The organism is Ruegeria sp. SATB045 (genome assembly GCF_059613525.1).
This window is the reverse complement of the sequence record NZ_JBXWSR010000019.1, coordinates 392,609-405,431: the sequence shown is the minus strand read 5'-3', so window position 1 is coordinate 405,431 and position 12,823 is coordinate 392,609. Positions and strand designations below refer to the sequence as shown.

General features: G+C 59.8%; 15 protein-coding genes. 14 read left to right on the top strand and 1 reads right to left on the bottom strand.

The window, feature by feature from the left end; translation table 11 throughout:
* Positions 1–50 precede the first annotated feature (50 nt).
* Positions 51–659 carry an OmpW/AlkL family protein gene (locus AC2FNR_RS07460; protein ID WP_353393421.1) on the bottom strand — a complete coding sequence of 203 codons (609 nt, stop codon included), beginning with the start codon at positions 657–659 and terminating at the stop codon, positions 51–53.
* A gap of 136 nt (positions 660–795) precedes the next feature.
* Between AC2FNR_RS07460 and AC2FNR_RS07455 the strand changes: the two genes are divergently transcribed.
* From AC2FNR_RS07455 to nuoE, 14 genes are all read left to right on the top strand, one after another.
* Positions 796–2,322 carry an AMP-binding protein gene (locus AC2FNR_RS07455; RefSeq protein WP_496848553.1) on the top strand — a complete coding sequence of 509 codons (1,527 nt, stop codon included), beginning with the start codon at positions 796–798 and terminating at the stop codon, positions 2,320–2,322.
* On the top strand, positions 2,319–2,801 hold the full coding sequence (locus tag AC2FNR_RS07450; protein ID WP_496848552.1) for a hypothetical protein: 483 nt from the start codon (positions 2,319–2,321) through the stop codon (positions 2,799–2,801). The genes AC2FNR_RS07455 and AC2FNR_RS07450 overlap by 4 nt, the downstream gene beginning before the upstream one ends.
* 1 nt (position 2,802) lies before the next feature.
* Positions 2,803–4,407 carry a carboxyl transferase domain-containing protein gene (locus AC2FNR_RS07445; protein WP_496848551.1) on the top strand — a complete coding sequence of 535 codons (1,605 nt, stop codon included), beginning with the start codon at positions 2,803–2,805 and terminating at the stop codon, positions 4,405–4,407.
* 1 nt (position 4,408) lies between these two features.
* Positions 4,409–4,831, top strand: a complete 423-nt coding sequence (locus AC2FNR_RS07440) for an ASCH domain-containing protein (RefSeq protein WP_496848550.1) — start codon at positions 4,409–4,411, stop codon at positions 4,829–4,831.
* Between the two features lie 3 nt (positions 4,832–4,834).
* Complete coding sequence (locus tag AC2FNR_RS07435) at positions 4,835–6,763, top strand: acetyl/propionyl/methylcrotonyl-CoA carboxylase subunit alpha (RefSeq protein WP_496848549.1); 1,929 nt, start codon at positions 4,835–4,837, stop codon at positions 6,761–6,763.
* A 59-nt stretch (positions 6,764–6,822) separates the two neighbouring features.
* Positions 6,823–7,677, top strand: a complete 855-nt coding sequence (locus AC2FNR_RS07430; protein ID WP_496848548.1) for a hydroxymethylglutaryl-CoA lyase — start codon at positions 6,823–6,825, stop codon at positions 7,675–7,677.
* Between the two features lie 3 nt (positions 7,678–7,680).
* Positions 7,681–8,469: a crotonase/enoyl-CoA hydratase family protein gene (locus tag AC2FNR_RS07425; protein ID WP_170352610.1), complete on the top strand. Its 789-nt coding sequence runs from the start codon at positions 7,681–7,683 to the stop codon at positions 8,467–8,469.
* A gap of 188 nt (positions 8,470–8,657) precedes the next feature.
* Positions 8,658–9,023 (top strand): NADH-quinone oxidoreductase subunit A, encoded by a 366-nt coding sequence (locus AC2FNR_RS07420; RefSeq protein WP_050602775.1) that lies wholly within the window; start codon positions 8,658–8,660, stop codon positions 9,021–9,023.
* Positions 9,014–9,547, top strand: a complete 534-nt coding sequence (locus AC2FNR_RS07415; protein WP_037307875.1) for a NuoB/complex I 20 kDa subunit family protein — start codon at positions 9,014–9,016, stop codon at positions 9,545–9,547. Before AC2FNR_RS07420 ends, AC2FNR_RS07415 begins: the two co-directional genes overlap by 10 nt.
* A gap of 12 nt (positions 9,548–9,559) precedes the next feature.
* Positions 9,560–10,159 (top strand): NADH-quinone oxidoreductase subunit C, encoded by a 600-nt coding sequence (locus AC2FNR_RS07410; RefSeq protein WP_353393407.1) that lies wholly within the window; start codon positions 9,560–9,562, stop codon positions 10,157–10,159.
* A gap of 5 nt (positions 10,160–10,164) precedes the next feature.
* Positions 10,165–10,341 carry a hypothetical protein gene (locus AC2FNR_RS07405; protein WP_170352613.1) on the top strand — a complete coding sequence of 59 codons (177 nt, stop codon included), beginning with the start codon at positions 10,165–10,167 and terminating at the stop codon, positions 10,339–10,341.
* Between the two features lies 1 nt (position 10,342).
* Positions 10,343–10,465, top strand: a complete 123-nt coding sequence (locus AC2FNR_RS07400) for a hypothetical protein (protein ID WP_257599041.1) — start codon at positions 10,343–10,345, stop codon at positions 10,463–10,465.
* On the top strand, positions 10,465–11,688 hold the full coding sequence (locus tag AC2FNR_RS07395; RefSeq protein ID WP_170752168.1) for an NADH-quinone oxidoreductase subunit D: 1,224 nt from the start codon (positions 10,465–10,467) through the stop codon (positions 11,686–11,688). Before AC2FNR_RS07400 ends, AC2FNR_RS07395 begins: the two co-directional genes overlap by 1 nt.
* Positions 11,688–12,800, top strand: a complete 1,113-nt coding sequence (nuoE, locus tag AC2FNR_RS07390) for an NADH-quinone oxidoreductase subunit NuoE (protein WP_496848547.1) — start codon at positions 11,688–11,690, stop codon at positions 12,798–12,800. The genes AC2FNR_RS07395 and nuoE overlap by 1 nt, the downstream gene beginning before the upstream one ends.
* Positions 12,801–12,823 lie beyond the last annotated feature (23 nt).

The window sequence follows — 12,823 nt, the reverse complement described above, 5'->3', positions numbered from 1 at the left end:
AGAAAAACGCCCCGCAATCCGGGTGATTGCAGGGCGTTGGAATTGAAGGATCAGAAGCGATGGACGTAGGATACGCCAACCAGCCAGGGATCGATTTCGGCTTCGCCAATGTCGACGCCATCCAGTTTGACGTCCGAGTCGATGTCGAACCAGCGCACGTTCAGGCGCACGGCGCCTTTCTCGGTGATCTGATAGTCGATACCGGCCTGCAGCGAGACGCCGAACGAGTTGTCGATGTCCAGGTCGCCATTGCCCAGCGGCGTCTTCTCGTCAAAGAAGATGGTATAGTTCAGACCCGCACCAACATAGGGTTTCCACGCACTGCCGGTGTCGAAGTGGTAGTTCAGCGACAGGGTGGGCGGCAGGTGCTTGGTGCTGGCCAGATCGGTGCCGCCAAGCGCGATGTTGTGGTTGAACGGCGTTGCGGCGAGCAATTCAATGCCCAGATTGTCACGGATGAAGTACTCGACAGTGAAGATGGCGCTGACGTCGGAATCGATGTCGGCATCCAGCCCGGCCAGTGTGCCGTTGTCGGATTTCGGGTTCAGATACCCGGCACCGATACCAACGGTCCAGTCACCCTGGTTCTGGGCAAATGCGGGGGCGGCCAGCGCGACAAGCGCAGTGGAGAGGGTCAAAGCGGCGAGTTTTTTGGTCATTTTACAGCCTTTGAATTTGTTGATGAGGCGTTCTTGCCCGCCTTTCGGGGCGCAAACTCTGATCTGTGTCAAATTTCTGTGACCCGCGAAAATTCGCGACGCCGGGTAACTTCGTTGAAAACAAAGGATGATGAATATGCGTCCCGCTGAGCGCATACCTGGGTTGCTGACAGAAGGGGGGTGGGACGTGCCTCAGCGCCTCAACATGGCGTTGCAATGCTTGTCGCAACCCGACGACCAAACAGCAATCATCGACCTCACCGCCGCAGAAGGCCAGGGTGTCAGTTTTGGGGTGCTGCGACAAATGACGGATGGTTTGGCCCGGGTTCTTGCGCAGCAGGTAAAGCCCGGCGATCGCATAGGGGTTCTGCTAAGCCAATCCCCTTGGTGCGCAGCGGCACATCTAGCGATTTGGAAGCTGGGCGCGATATCCGTGCCTTTGTTCAAACTGTTCCAGCAGGATGCGCTGGCCTCGCGCATTGGCGACTCGGGCGTGCAGATTGTGCTGACGGATGAGGAGGGTGCGGCGCTGCTGGCCAATCTGGCGCGGCCCATTCTGGTGGATCAGATTGCGCCATCAAACGACCCATTGTCCTTTGCTGATACCGGCCCCGAAGACCCTGCCGTGCTGATCTATACCTCGGGCACCACTGGCAGCCCTAAGGGCGCGCTGCACGGGCATCGGGTACTGACGGGGCATCTACCGGGCGTCTCGATCAGTCACAACCACCTGCGCGACGGTGACTGCATGTGGACGCCCGCTGACTGGGCTTGGATCGGGGGATTGTTTGATGTGCTGATGCCCGGTCTGGCGCTAGGCATCCCCGTGGTCGCCGCGCGGCTTGAGAAATTCACCCCCGAGGCCTGCGCCGATGTGGTCGCGCGTGGCGGCGTGCGCAACGTGTTCTTTCCGCCCACCGCGCTGCGGATGCTGAAAGCGGCGGATCAGGCCATCCCCGGCCTGCGCTCGGTCGCCTCGGGCGGTGAGCCTCTGGGGGCCGAAATGCTGGCCTGGGGGCAGCAGGCGTTCGGTTTGACGATCAACGAATTCTACGGCCAGACCGAATGCAACATGGTCGTGTCCTCTTGCGCCGAGGATTTCCCGGTGCGCCCCGGTTGTATTGGTAAACCGGTGCCGGGGCATGAGGTAGCGGTGATCGACGAGGATGGCCATCCGACCGATCACGAGGGCGACGTGGCCATCCGCTGTGGCTCGGCTTCGATGCTGTTAGAATATTGGAACCGACCCGAGGAGACCGCGCAGAAATTCCGCGGCGACTGGCTGATCACCGGCGACCGTGGTGTGTGGGAGGGCGAGTACCTGCGCTTCGTGGGGCGCGATGACGACGTGATCACCTCAGCCGGATACCGGATCGGCCCAGCTGAGATCGAGGATTGCCTGCTGACCCACCCGGCGGTGGCAACCGTGGGCGTGGTCGGCAAACCCGACAAGCTGCGGACCGAGATCGTCAAAGCCTATGTGGTGTTGAAGCCGGGGGTCGAAGCGTTGGGCACAGAGCTGCAGGAGTGGGTCAAGGCTCGTCTGGCGCAGTATTCCTATCCGCGCGAGGTGGCGTTTCTGGAGGAATTGCCGATGACGGTGACGGGAAAGGTTGTTCGGAAGGAATTGAAGGCGCGGGCGGCGGCGGAGGTGAGGCGATGAGCTTTAGAAACTCCGCGTCCTTTGGAAAGCGAATTGAGTATTGGGTTATCGGTCTGCTGTTAAAAGATGGCTTCGATGTATTTGTGCCGCTTGTTGATGATGATGGTATTGATGCGATCGTCAGGGGCAAAGCGGGACAAAAGCTCGACTTGCAAATCAAAGCTCGTTCCAATCAGGTGAAATTTGGATCTTCCGCTTTGTTCGGTGTTGGCCAATCCCATCCGGAAGAGCGAGATGGATTTTATTTTATGTTTTATTCAGAACGACTCGACGAAATGTGGCTCATGTCGTCAGCGGATTTCATTGAGAATTGCGTGACCACGTCCTCCGGAAAAAACACCGGAAACCGAAGTGTTTGGATGAACGGACGCTCCAAAGTCAGAAACGAAGAGTATCCGAACCCGAGATTTGATGCGTGGCGCATTTCAAAGCAGGGCCAACCCGACTTCTCGCGATTGAGACTGGCACTAGGGGAATAGAATGAAACTCACATCCAAAGCGATGCCCACGTCCGAAGCCTTCAAGGCCAACCGAACCGCCCATCTCGACGCGCTGGCGCAAATCTCCTCAGCTGCCGAAACAGCCCGCATGGGCGGTGGTGAGAAATCTCGCGCGCGGCATGTGTCTCGGGGCAAGATGCTCCCCAGGCGCCGAGTGGCGAACCTGCTGGACGCGGGGTCGCCGTTTCTGGAAATCGGCGCAACGGCGGCGCACAGGATGTATGGCGACGCCGCGCCCTGTGCTGGGGTGATCGCGGGCATTGGCCGGGTGCAGGGGCGTGAGGTCATGGTGGTGTGCAACGATGCCACCGTGAAGGGCGGCACATACTATCCGATGTCGGTCAAAAAGCACCTGCGGGCACAGGAGATTGCCGAGGAAAACCATCTGCCCTGCATCTATCTGGTCGACAGCGGCGGCGCGAACCTGCCCAATCAGGATGAGGTGTTCCCAGATCGCGACCACTTTGGCCGCATCTTCTATAATCAGGCGCGGATGAGCGCCAAGGGGATTGCGCAGATCGCTGTGGTGATGGGGTCGTGCACGGCAGGTGGGGCCTATGTGCCCGCGATGTCGGATGTGACGATCATCGTCAAGGAACAGGGCACGATCTTTCTGGCCGGTCCACCTCTGGTCAAGGCCGCGACGGGCGAGGTGGTCAGCGCCGAGGATCTGGGCGGCGGCGATGTGCACACGCGTCTGTCCGGCGTGGCGGACTATCTGGCCGAGGATGATGCGCACGCACTAGCTTTGGCGCGCCGCGCCGTAGGGTCGCTGAACCTGCGCAAACCGCAGACGGTGGATTGGGCCAGCCCTGAGGACCCGGCCTATGACCCCGAGGAAATCCTCGGGGTTGTGCCTGCCGATCTGCGCACGCCCTATGACATCCGCGAGGTGATTGCGCGGCTGGTCGATGGCTCGCGCTTCGATGAGTTCAAGCCGCGCTTCGGGGAAACGCTGGTAACCGGCTTTGCTCATGTTAAAGGCTGCCCGGTTGGGATCATCGCCAACAACGGCGTGCTGTTTTCCGAGGCGGCGCAAAAGGGCGCGCATTTTGTCGAGCTGTGTTCTCAGCGTCGCATCCCGCTGGTGTTCCTGCAGAACATCACCGGGTTCATGGTCGGGCGGAAATATGAAAACGAGGGCATCGCGCGGCACGGGGCCAAGATGGTGACGGCGGTGGCGACGACCTCGGTGCCGAAGGTCACGATGCTGGTGGGCGGGTCATTTGGCGCTGGTAATTACGGTATGGCCGGTCGGGCTTATCAGCCGCGGTTCCTGTGGACATGGCCGAATTCGCGGATCTCGGTGATGGGCGGTGAACAGGCGGCGGGCGTTCTGGCCACCGTCAAACGCGACGGGATCGAGCGGCAGGGCGGCACCTGGTCGGCGGAGGAAGAGGCCGAATTCAAACGCCCGACCTTGGACATGTTCGAAGAGCAATCGCATCCACTCTATGCCTCGGCGCGGCTCTGGGATGACGGCATCATCGACCCGCGCAAATCGCGCGATGTGTTGGCCTTATCGCTGAGTGCGGCGTTGAATGCTCCGATCGAGGAGACACGCTTTGGCGTGTTCAGGATGTAAAATGGTCGATCTGGAAAAACTGAAATCCCGCTACCCCGGTGCGCAGACCTTCAAGTTTGGAGACAACGCAACGCTGAGCACCGAGTTGTTGGCGTTGGTGCGCGTGGGAAAGAAAACCGCGACCTGCGGCGCGTTGCGAGACTATCCTGAGGGCAGCGCGGACACTCCGGTTGTGGGGCGGCGCGATATCGCTCTGGATTGGGATGATCGCCCAGCTTTGGTCATCGAAACGGTCGAAGTTTCGATCTGCCGCTATTGCGATGTGACCGAGGAGTTTGCGTTGGCCGAAGGCGAGAATGAGACGCTTGAGGGGTGGCGCGAAGATCACCGCCGGTACTTTGAACGAAATGGCGGGTTCGAGCCCGAGATGGAGCTGCTCTGCGAGCGGTTCCGGTTGGTCGAAGATCTGACGGTTGAGGGGTAAGTCATGTTCACCAAAATCCTGATTGCCAACCGGGGTGAGATTGCTTGTCGGGTGATCGAGACCGCCCAAAAGATGGGTGTGGCCTGCGTTGCGGTCTATTCTGATGTGGACGCCTCGGCCAAGCATGTGCAGATGTCGGATGAGGCCGTGCATATCGGTGGCGCGGCCCCGGCGGAGAGTTATCTGAAGGGCGACACGATCATTCAGGCGGCGCTCGACACCGGAGCGCAGGCGATCCATCCGGGATACGGGTTTCTGTCCGAGAACCCCGATTTCGTCGATGCGGTCGAGGCGGCAGGCCTTACCTTCATCGGGCCTTCGGCGGATGCGATCCGCAAGATGGGCCTCAAGGATGCTGCCAAAGTCTTGATGGAACAGGCGGGCGTGCCTGTGGTGCCGGGCTATCATGGCGACAATCAGGACCCCGAGCATTTGGCCGGTGCCGCGGACACAATCGGCTACCCTGTTCTCATCAAAGCTGTTGCAGGTGGCGGCGGAAAGGGTATGCGGCTGGTTGAACGTGCCGAAGATTTCGCAGACGCGCTGCACAGTGCGCGAGGCGAGGCGCGCACGGCCTTTGGCAACGACGCCGTTCTGGTCGAGAAATTCGTCTCCAAACCGCGCCATATCGAGGTGCAGGTTTTCGGCGACGGCACCCATGGGGTTCATCTGTTCGAACGCGATTGCTCGTTGCAGCGGCGGCACCAGAAGGTGATCGAAGAGGCTCCGGCACCCGGTATGACGGCTGAAATGCGCGAAGCGATGGGGCAGGCCGGTGTACGCGCCGCCGAGGCGATTGGCTATAAGGGTGCGGGTACGGTTGAATTCATCGTTGATGCCTCGGACGGGCTGCGGCCGGATCGGTTCTGGTTCATGGAGATGAACACGCGCCTGCAGGTGGAACATCCTGTGACCGAGGCGATTACCGGGGTTGATCTGGTGGAATGGCAGTTGCGGGTGGCCGCGGGCGAGACGCTGCCGAAACAGCAGAGTGACCTTTCTATCTCGGGTCACGCATTCGAGGCGCGGCTGTATGCCGAGGACGTGCCCAAAGGCTTCCTGCCTGCCACGGGGACGTTGACGCATCTGCACTTCCCGGCGCATTGCCGCGCCGATAGCGGTGTGCGGGCAGGGGATACGATCAGTCCGTGGTATGACCCAATGATCGCAAAAGTCATCGTCCACGGCCCTACGCGCGACATTGCGCTGGAACGGTTACACCGTGCGCTGCGGCAGACCGAGGCCGCGGGCACTGTAACCAACCTTGCCTTTCTGGGCGCGCTGACTCGCCATCAAGGGTTCGCATCGGGTGATGTGGATACCGGGCTGATCGGGCGTGATCTGGATGGGTTGGTTCAGACCTCGGCAACCTCAACGCGTGCTGCAGTTGCGGCGGCCATGACCGCTGCGGGTTTGGTGGACACATCCGAGGAGACTGGGTTCTCGCTGTGGGCGCCTCTGCATCGTGCTGTTCAGCTTATGGCGGATGACGTGATTGATCTGGATGTGCAAGTCGAAGGTCCGAACCGGCAGGTTTGGCACATCGGCAACGAGACGATTCTGGCCGAACGTACCGCGGGCGACTGGACTATCGGCGGTACAGCTATGCCGCGCGTTTCGGTCGCTGGTTCCAAGATCACGGTATTCGAGGGTTATGGCCAGGTGTTCGAGATGATCGACCCGCTGGACCGCGATACCAGCGCCATTGGCAATACCAATGTAATCGAGGCCCCGATGCCCGGTCTGGTCAAGGCGGTCTTTGCGCAGGCTGGGCAGGCTGTGGCCGAGGGCGACCGGTTGGCCGTCCTTGAAGCGATGAAGATGGAGCATTCTCTGCTGGCCGCCCGCGACGGCACTGTGGCCGAAGTACTGGTCGAGGCGGGCGCCCAGGTCGAGGCCGGGGCCGCACTGGTCCGGCTGGAGGAGGAATGATCTGTTCCTGCCGCCTCAGCCGTGGCACAGTTGGATCAACAGCTTAGCGGAGGAGTAAGATGGGCGATCGGGTCGAGATATTCGAAGTGGGGCCGCGCGACGGGCTGCAGAACGAGCAGCGGGAAATCCCAGTTGCGGAAAAAGTCGCTCTGGTCGATTGCCTGAGCCGAGCCGGGTTCAACCGGATCGAGGTGGCCAGCTTTGTCTCGCCCAAATGGGTGCCGCAGATGGCAGGCAGTGCCGAGGTGCTGGCCGGGATCAGCCGGGCCGATGGTATCCGCTATGCTGCGCTGACACCGAATATGCGCGGGTACGAGGACGCGCTGGCCGCCAAAGCCGATGAGATTGCAGTGTTTGCCTCGGCGTCCGAGGGGTTCTCGAAGGCCAATATCAACGCGACGATTGCGGAATCCATTGAACGCTTCACACCCATCCTGGAAGCCGCGCGCCATATCGACCTGCCGGTGCGGGGCTATGTGTCCTGCGTGACCGACTGCCCCTATGACGGTCCGACCTCGCCCGAAAAGGTGGCCGAGGTGGCCGACACATTGTTCGCGCTCGGCTGCTATGAGATCTCGCTGGGCGACACGATCGGGCAGGGGACGCCTGACACAATTGCTCATATGCTTTTGGCCGTGCGCGAACGGGTGCCTGTGACGCGTTTGTCGGGGCATTTTCATGACACCACGGGACGTGCCATCGACAATATCGACGCAGCTCTGGCGCTTGGTGTGCGGACATTCGATTCGGCGGTCGGCGGTCTGGGAGGGTGCCCTTATGCGCCGGGGGCGGCAGGGAATGTCGCCACTGAATCTGTAGTCGCCCATCTTGATCGGCTAGGATATCAGACGGGCATTGATGTCGCGATCGTGGAAGAGGCCGCCCAGATGGCGCGCGCCATGCGAGCGGAATAAACGATGTTCGAAACGATTTCGGTTACGAATGATACGCGCGGTGTTGCCACTCTGACGCTGAACCGCCCCGGCAAGCATAATGCCATGTCGGCGCAGATGATCTCCGAACTGACGCAAGCGGCAGGGCAGTTGGGGGCGGACGACTCGGTGCGGGTTGTGGTCCTGACTGGCGCGGGCAAGAGCTTTTGTGCCGGTGGTGATCTGGGCTGGATGCAGGATCAGATGGCAGCCGCCCCCGAAACGCGGTTCACCGAGGCGCGCAAGCTGGCCGAGATGCTGCAGGCGCTGAATACACTGCCGAAACCTCTGATCGGGGCGCTGCAGGGCAATGCGTTCGGGGGCGGTGTTGGGCTGGCCGCGGTCTGTGATGTGGCCATCGGGGTCGACACATTGACCATGGGGCTGACCGAAACGCGGCTTGGGCTGATCCCGGCCACGATTGGTCCGTATGTCATCGCGCGCATGGGCGAGGCACGGTCGCGGCAGGTTTTTATGTCTGCACGCCTCTTCGATGCCAGTGAGGCGGTTGAGCTTGGTTTGTTGGCGAAAGTGGTTGCAGCTGTCGATTTGCCCGAGGCGGTCGAAGCCGAAGTGACCCCCTATTTGTCCTGCGCGCCGGGTGCTGTCGCTTCGGCCAAGGGATTGGTGCGTGATTTGGGGCCAAGAATAGATGACACGGTAATCGACCAGACGATCCGCGCTTTGGTTGGCCGTTGGGAAACCGACGAGGCCAAAGAGGGAATCGCCGCCTTTTTCGAGAAACGAAAACCAACCTGGATTAGTAAGGATTAGACGATAGCCGTCGTGCCGTGGTGATAGGAATCACTCTTCCGGAATAACCTTTGATGGCAAGCAGATATTTCACGCCCTGCGCGTTTGTGTTCGGTTGACCCTCTGACCCGGCAGGGATAGAGAATGTCCAGTCAACACGCCAATTGACGGCGCACCCTTTGGGGGCATGCGCAGGAAAGGAGCTTTACGTGGAAGACCTGCTGCGGGAGTACCTCCCGATTCTGGTGTTTCTGGCCGTTGCCGTGGGCCTTGGAATCGTCCTGATTCTGGCCGCTGTGGTTCTGGCTGTCCGCAATCCCGACCCCGAAAAGGTCAGCGCATATGAATGTGGCTTCAACGCCTTTGACGATGCGCGGATGAAGTTTGATGTCCGGTTCTATCTGGTCTCGATTCTTTTCATCATCTTCGATCTGGAAATCGCGTTCCTTTTCCCATGGGCCGTGGGCTTTAAAGACATCAGCGATGTGGGCTTCTGGTCCATGATGGTGTTCCTGGGCGTTCTGACCATTGGCTTTGCCTATGAATGGAAGAAAGGGGCCTTGGAATGGGAGTGATGACGGGTGCAAACACCGCCGGCGTCGATAAAGAAGTCGCCACCCAGGCCCTGAATGCCGAGTTGCAGGACAAAGGTTTCCTGCTGACCTCGACCGAGGACATTATCAACTGGGCGCGCACCGGATCGTTGCACTGGATGACATTCGGTCTGGCCTGTTGTGCTGTTGAGATGATGCACACCTCGATGCCGCGCTACGATGCGGAACGGTTCGGCATCGCGCCGCGTGCGTCCCCACGTCAGTCGGACGTGATGATCGTGGCCGGGACGCTGACCAACAAGATGGCCCCGGCGCTGCGCAAAGTTTACGATCAGATGCCCGAGCCGCGTTATGTGATCTCGATGGGGTCCTGCGCCAATGGGGGCGGGTACTACCACTATTCCTATTCTGTCGTGCGCGGTTGCGACCGCATCGTTCCGGTGGATATCTACGTGCCTGGCTGTCCTCCGACCGCTGAGGCGTTGCTTTATGGCCTGATGCAGTTGCAACGCAAAATCCGCCGCACCGGCACGATTGTGCGCTGAAGGAGAGGGTGAATGAGCGAAGCACTCAAAGAACTCGGCGCACAGCTGGAACTCAAGCGCACTGATTGCGTTCTGTCCTGGGACGTGACTCATGGCGAACTGAACGTGGATGTGGCCCCGTCGAACCTGGTTGAATTCGTCGAATTCCTGAAGTCCGACCCGAATTGCAAGTTCTCGTCTCTGGTCGATATCACCGGCGTCGATTACCCGGAGCGCGCCAAGCGGTTCGATGTGGTTTACCACTTCCTGTCCATGTACCAGAATCAGCGGATCCGCCTGCGGGTGTCGATCCGCGAGGAAGACATGGTGCCTTCGATTGTCGATGTTCACCCCTCGGCCAACTGGTTCGAACGTGAGGTGTTCGACATGTTCGGCATCTTATTCTCGGGTCACCCCGATCTGCGGCGCATCCTGACAGACTACGGTTTCCGCGGCTATCCGCTGCGCAAGGATTTCCCGACAACGGGCTATACCGAGGTTCGTTATGACGAGGCCGAAAAGCGCGTCGTTTATGAGCCGGTGAGCTTGGTACAGGAATACCGGCAGTTCGATTTCATGTCCCCATGGGAAGGTGCGAATTACATTCTGCCGGGGGATGAAAAACAGGAGTAACCGTCATGTTTGAGTTCCTGATCTGGATAATTCTGGTGGTCGCAACGGTCGTACCGATGATCAAGCTGCTGCCGCATTTCGGGATCAACAAGAACTGGGCGTTTGCCTGCATTATCTCTCCGGCTGTGATTGTCCTGTTGTGGATGATGGCCATGAAGCTGCAAGAGATGGAGCGACGCTGACATGATGGGCGAACTGATCATTTTGGGCGCTTTGGGCGTCTTGCTTGCAGGGGCCGCAGCCAAGGCGGCTGAGGCCGAAAAGGTCCGGGTTCGGGCCGAAGCAAAGAAGAAACGAGGGCGTTGATGGACGGCTCAAGATACGATGACGGCAGCACAGACGCGCTGAGCGGAGAACAGAAGATCCGCAACTTTAACATTAACTTCGGCCCGCAACATCCTGCGGCGCACGGAGTTTTGCGTCTGGTTCTTGAGCTTGACGGCGAGATTGTCGAGCGTTGCGACCCGCATATCGGTCTGCTGCACCGTGGTACTGAGAAGCTGATGGAAAGCCGGACGTATCTGCAGAACCTGCCGTATTTCGACCGTCTGGATTACGTGGCACCTATGAACCAGGAACATGCCTGGTGTCTGGCCATTGAAAAACTGACCGGGGTTGAGGTGCCGCGCCGTGGCTCGCTGATCCGGGTTCTGTATTCCGAGATCGGGCGCATCCTGAACCACTTGCTGAACGTGACCACGCAGGCGATGGACGTGGGCGCACTGACGCCGCCGCTCTGGGGTTTTGAGGAACGCGAAAAGCTGATGGTGTTTTATGAGCGTGCTTGCGGAGCCCGCCTGCACGCGGCCTATTTCCGCCCCGGAGGTGTCCATCAGGACCTGCCGCCCGAACTGCTGGATGATATCGAGGCGTGGAGTCACGAATTCCCCGCCGTTCTGGACGACATCGACGGCCTGTTGACCGAAAACCGCATCTTTAAACAGCGCAACGCCGATATTGGCGTTGTGACTGAGGATGACATTCAGAAATACGGCTTCTCGGGCGTGATGGTGCGCGGATCGGGTCTGGCCTGGGATTTGCGCCGCGCGCAGCCCTATGAATGCTATGACGAGTTCGATTTTCAGATCCCCGTCGGCAAGAACGGCGACTGCTATGACCGCTATCTGGTGCGAATGGAAGAGATGCGTCAGTCACTGCTGATCATCCGCCAAGCCATCGCCAAAATCCGCGAATGCCCGGGTGACGTTTTGGCGCGCGGCAAGATCACCCCGCCGAAACGCTCGGACATGAAGACCTCGATGGAAAGCCTGATCCATCACTTCAAACTGTATACCGAAGGCTTCCACGTCCCTGCGGGCGAGGTTTACGCCGCCGTCGAAGCCCCCAAGGGTGAGTTCGGCGTCTATCTGGTCGCCGACGGCACCAACAAACCCTACCGCGCCAAACTGCGCGCGCCGGGCTTCCTGCACCTGCAAGCCATGGATCACGTCGCCGGAGGACACCAACTGGCCGACGTCGCCGCCATCATCGGCACCATGGATGTCGTATTTGGAGAGATTGACCGCTAATGCTCCGCCGTCTTCACCCCGAACAACCCGATGCTTTCGCCTTCACGGCTGCCAACCAGCAATGGGCCGAAGCACAGATCACCAAATACCCCGAAGGTCGTCAGGCCAGCGCGGTTATCCCGTTGCTATGGCGCGCGCAAGAGCAGGAGGGGTGGCTGTCCCGTCCGGCGATCGAATCCGTCGCCGACATGCTGGGCATGGCGTATATTCGCGTTCTTGAGGTCGCCTCGTTCTACTTCATGTTTCAGCTGCAACCTGTTGGATCGGTGGCACATATTCAGGTATGCGGCACAACCTCTTGCATGATCTGCGGGGCCGAGGACTTGATCGCTGTCTGCAAGGACAAGATCGCCGCCAAGCCGCACGTTTTGTCCGCAGATGGTAAGCTGAGTTGGGAAGAGGTGGAATGCCTCGGCTCTTGCACCAACGCGCCGATGGCGCAGATCGGCAAGGACTATTATGAAGACCTGACCGCCGAGAACTTTGGCAAGATCATCGATGATCTGGTGGCGGGCAAGGTTCCGACTCCGGGCCCGCAGAACGGGCGTTATGCGGCGGAACCGTTGAGCGGTTTAAGCAGCTTGACCGAGTATGAGGCGGGCAAGCCTAAATACAATGCGAGTGTCGAACTGGCTTCTGATCTGGGGGACACTGTCAAACGCATCGACGGAACCGAAGTGCCCATCCTGACCCCTTGGCTGGGTAAGGATGGCAAGGCGGCGGCAACCAAAACGGCCCCGAAACCTCCGAAGGAGCGTGCGACGCCGAAACCTGCCGTGAAGCAGGCTGAAGAGGCGAAGGCCAAGGCAGAGACAGTTGGCGAGGAACAACCCGAGACATTGACCGACCCGCGCGGTGGCAAGGCAGATGACCTCAAGCTGCTCAAAGGGGTCGGACCGAAGTTAGAAGAAACGCTGAACGGGCTGGGCTTCTATCACTACGACCAGATCGCAGGCTGGACACCCGAACATGTGGCCTGGGTCGATGCTCGGCTGAAGTTCAAAGGCCGGATCGAACGCGACGGCTGGATTGAACAGGCGAAAAGTCTGGCCTCGGGCCAAGAGACAGAATTTGCCAAACGTGCCAAGGAAGATGGCACATACGAAGACTAAATGACGGTGCCCAGTCGGGCATC

What these genes read in the sequence shown, in the direction of transcription:
- AC2FNR_RS07425 (WP_170352610.1), top strand. Translation starts at nt 7,681, where the DNA reads ATGTTCGAAACGATTTCGGTTACGAATGATACGCGCGGTGTTGCCACT.
- AC2FNR_RS07440 (WP_496848550.1), top strand. Translation starts at nt 4,409, where the DNA reads ATGGTCGATCTGGAAAAACTGAAATCCCGCTACCCCGGTGCGCAGACC.
- AC2FNR_RS07395 (WP_170752168.1), top strand. Translation starts at nt 10,465, where the DNA reads ATGGACGGCTCAAGATACGATGACGGCAGCACAGACGCGCTGAGCGGA.
- AC2FNR_RS07405 (WP_170352613.1), top strand. Translation starts at nt 10,165, where the DNA reads ATGTTTGAGTTCCTGATCTGGATAATTCTGGTGGTCGCAACGGTCGTA.
- AC2FNR_RS07460 (WP_353393421.1), bottom strand. Translation starts at nt 659, where the DNA reads ATGACCAAAAAACTCGCCGCTTTGACCCTCTCCACTGCGCTTGTCGCG.
- AC2FNR_RS07430 (WP_496848548.1), top strand. Translation starts at nt 6,823, where the DNA reads ATGGGCGATCGGGTCGAGATATTCGAAGTGGGGCCGCGCGACGGGCTG.
- AC2FNR_RS07410 (WP_353393407.1), top strand. Translation starts at nt 9,560, where the DNA reads ATGAGCGAAGCACTCAAAGAACTCGGCGCACAGCTGGAACTCAAGCGC.
- nuoE (WP_496848547.1), top strand. Translation starts at nt 11,688, where the DNA reads ATGCTCCGCCGTCTTCACCCCGAACAACCCGATGCTTTCGCCTTCACG.
- AC2FNR_RS07435 (WP_496848549.1), top strand. Translation starts at nt 4,835, where the DNA reads ATGTTCACCAAAATCCTGATTGCCAACCGGGGTGAGATTGCTTGTCGG.
- AC2FNR_RS07415 (WP_037307875.1), top strand. Translation starts at nt 9,014, where the DNA reads ATGGGAGTGATGACGGGTGCAAACACCGCCGGCGTCGATAAAGAAGTC.
- AC2FNR_RS07450 (WP_496848552.1), top strand. Translation starts at nt 2,319, where the DNA reads ATGAGCTTTAGAAACTCCGCGTCCTTTGGAAAGCGAATTGAGTATTGG.
- AC2FNR_RS07455 (WP_496848553.1), top strand. Translation starts at nt 796, where the DNA reads ATGCGTCCCGCTGAGCGCATACCTGGGTTGCTGACAGAAGGGGGGTGG.
- AC2FNR_RS07445 (WP_496848551.1), top strand. Translation starts at nt 2,803, where the DNA reads ATGAAACTCACATCCAAAGCGATGCCCACGTCCGAAGCCTTCAAGGCC.
- AC2FNR_RS07400 (WP_257599041.1), top strand. Translation starts at nt 10,343, where the DNA reads ATGATGGGCGAACTGATCATTTTGGGCGCTTTGGGCGTCTTGCTTGCA.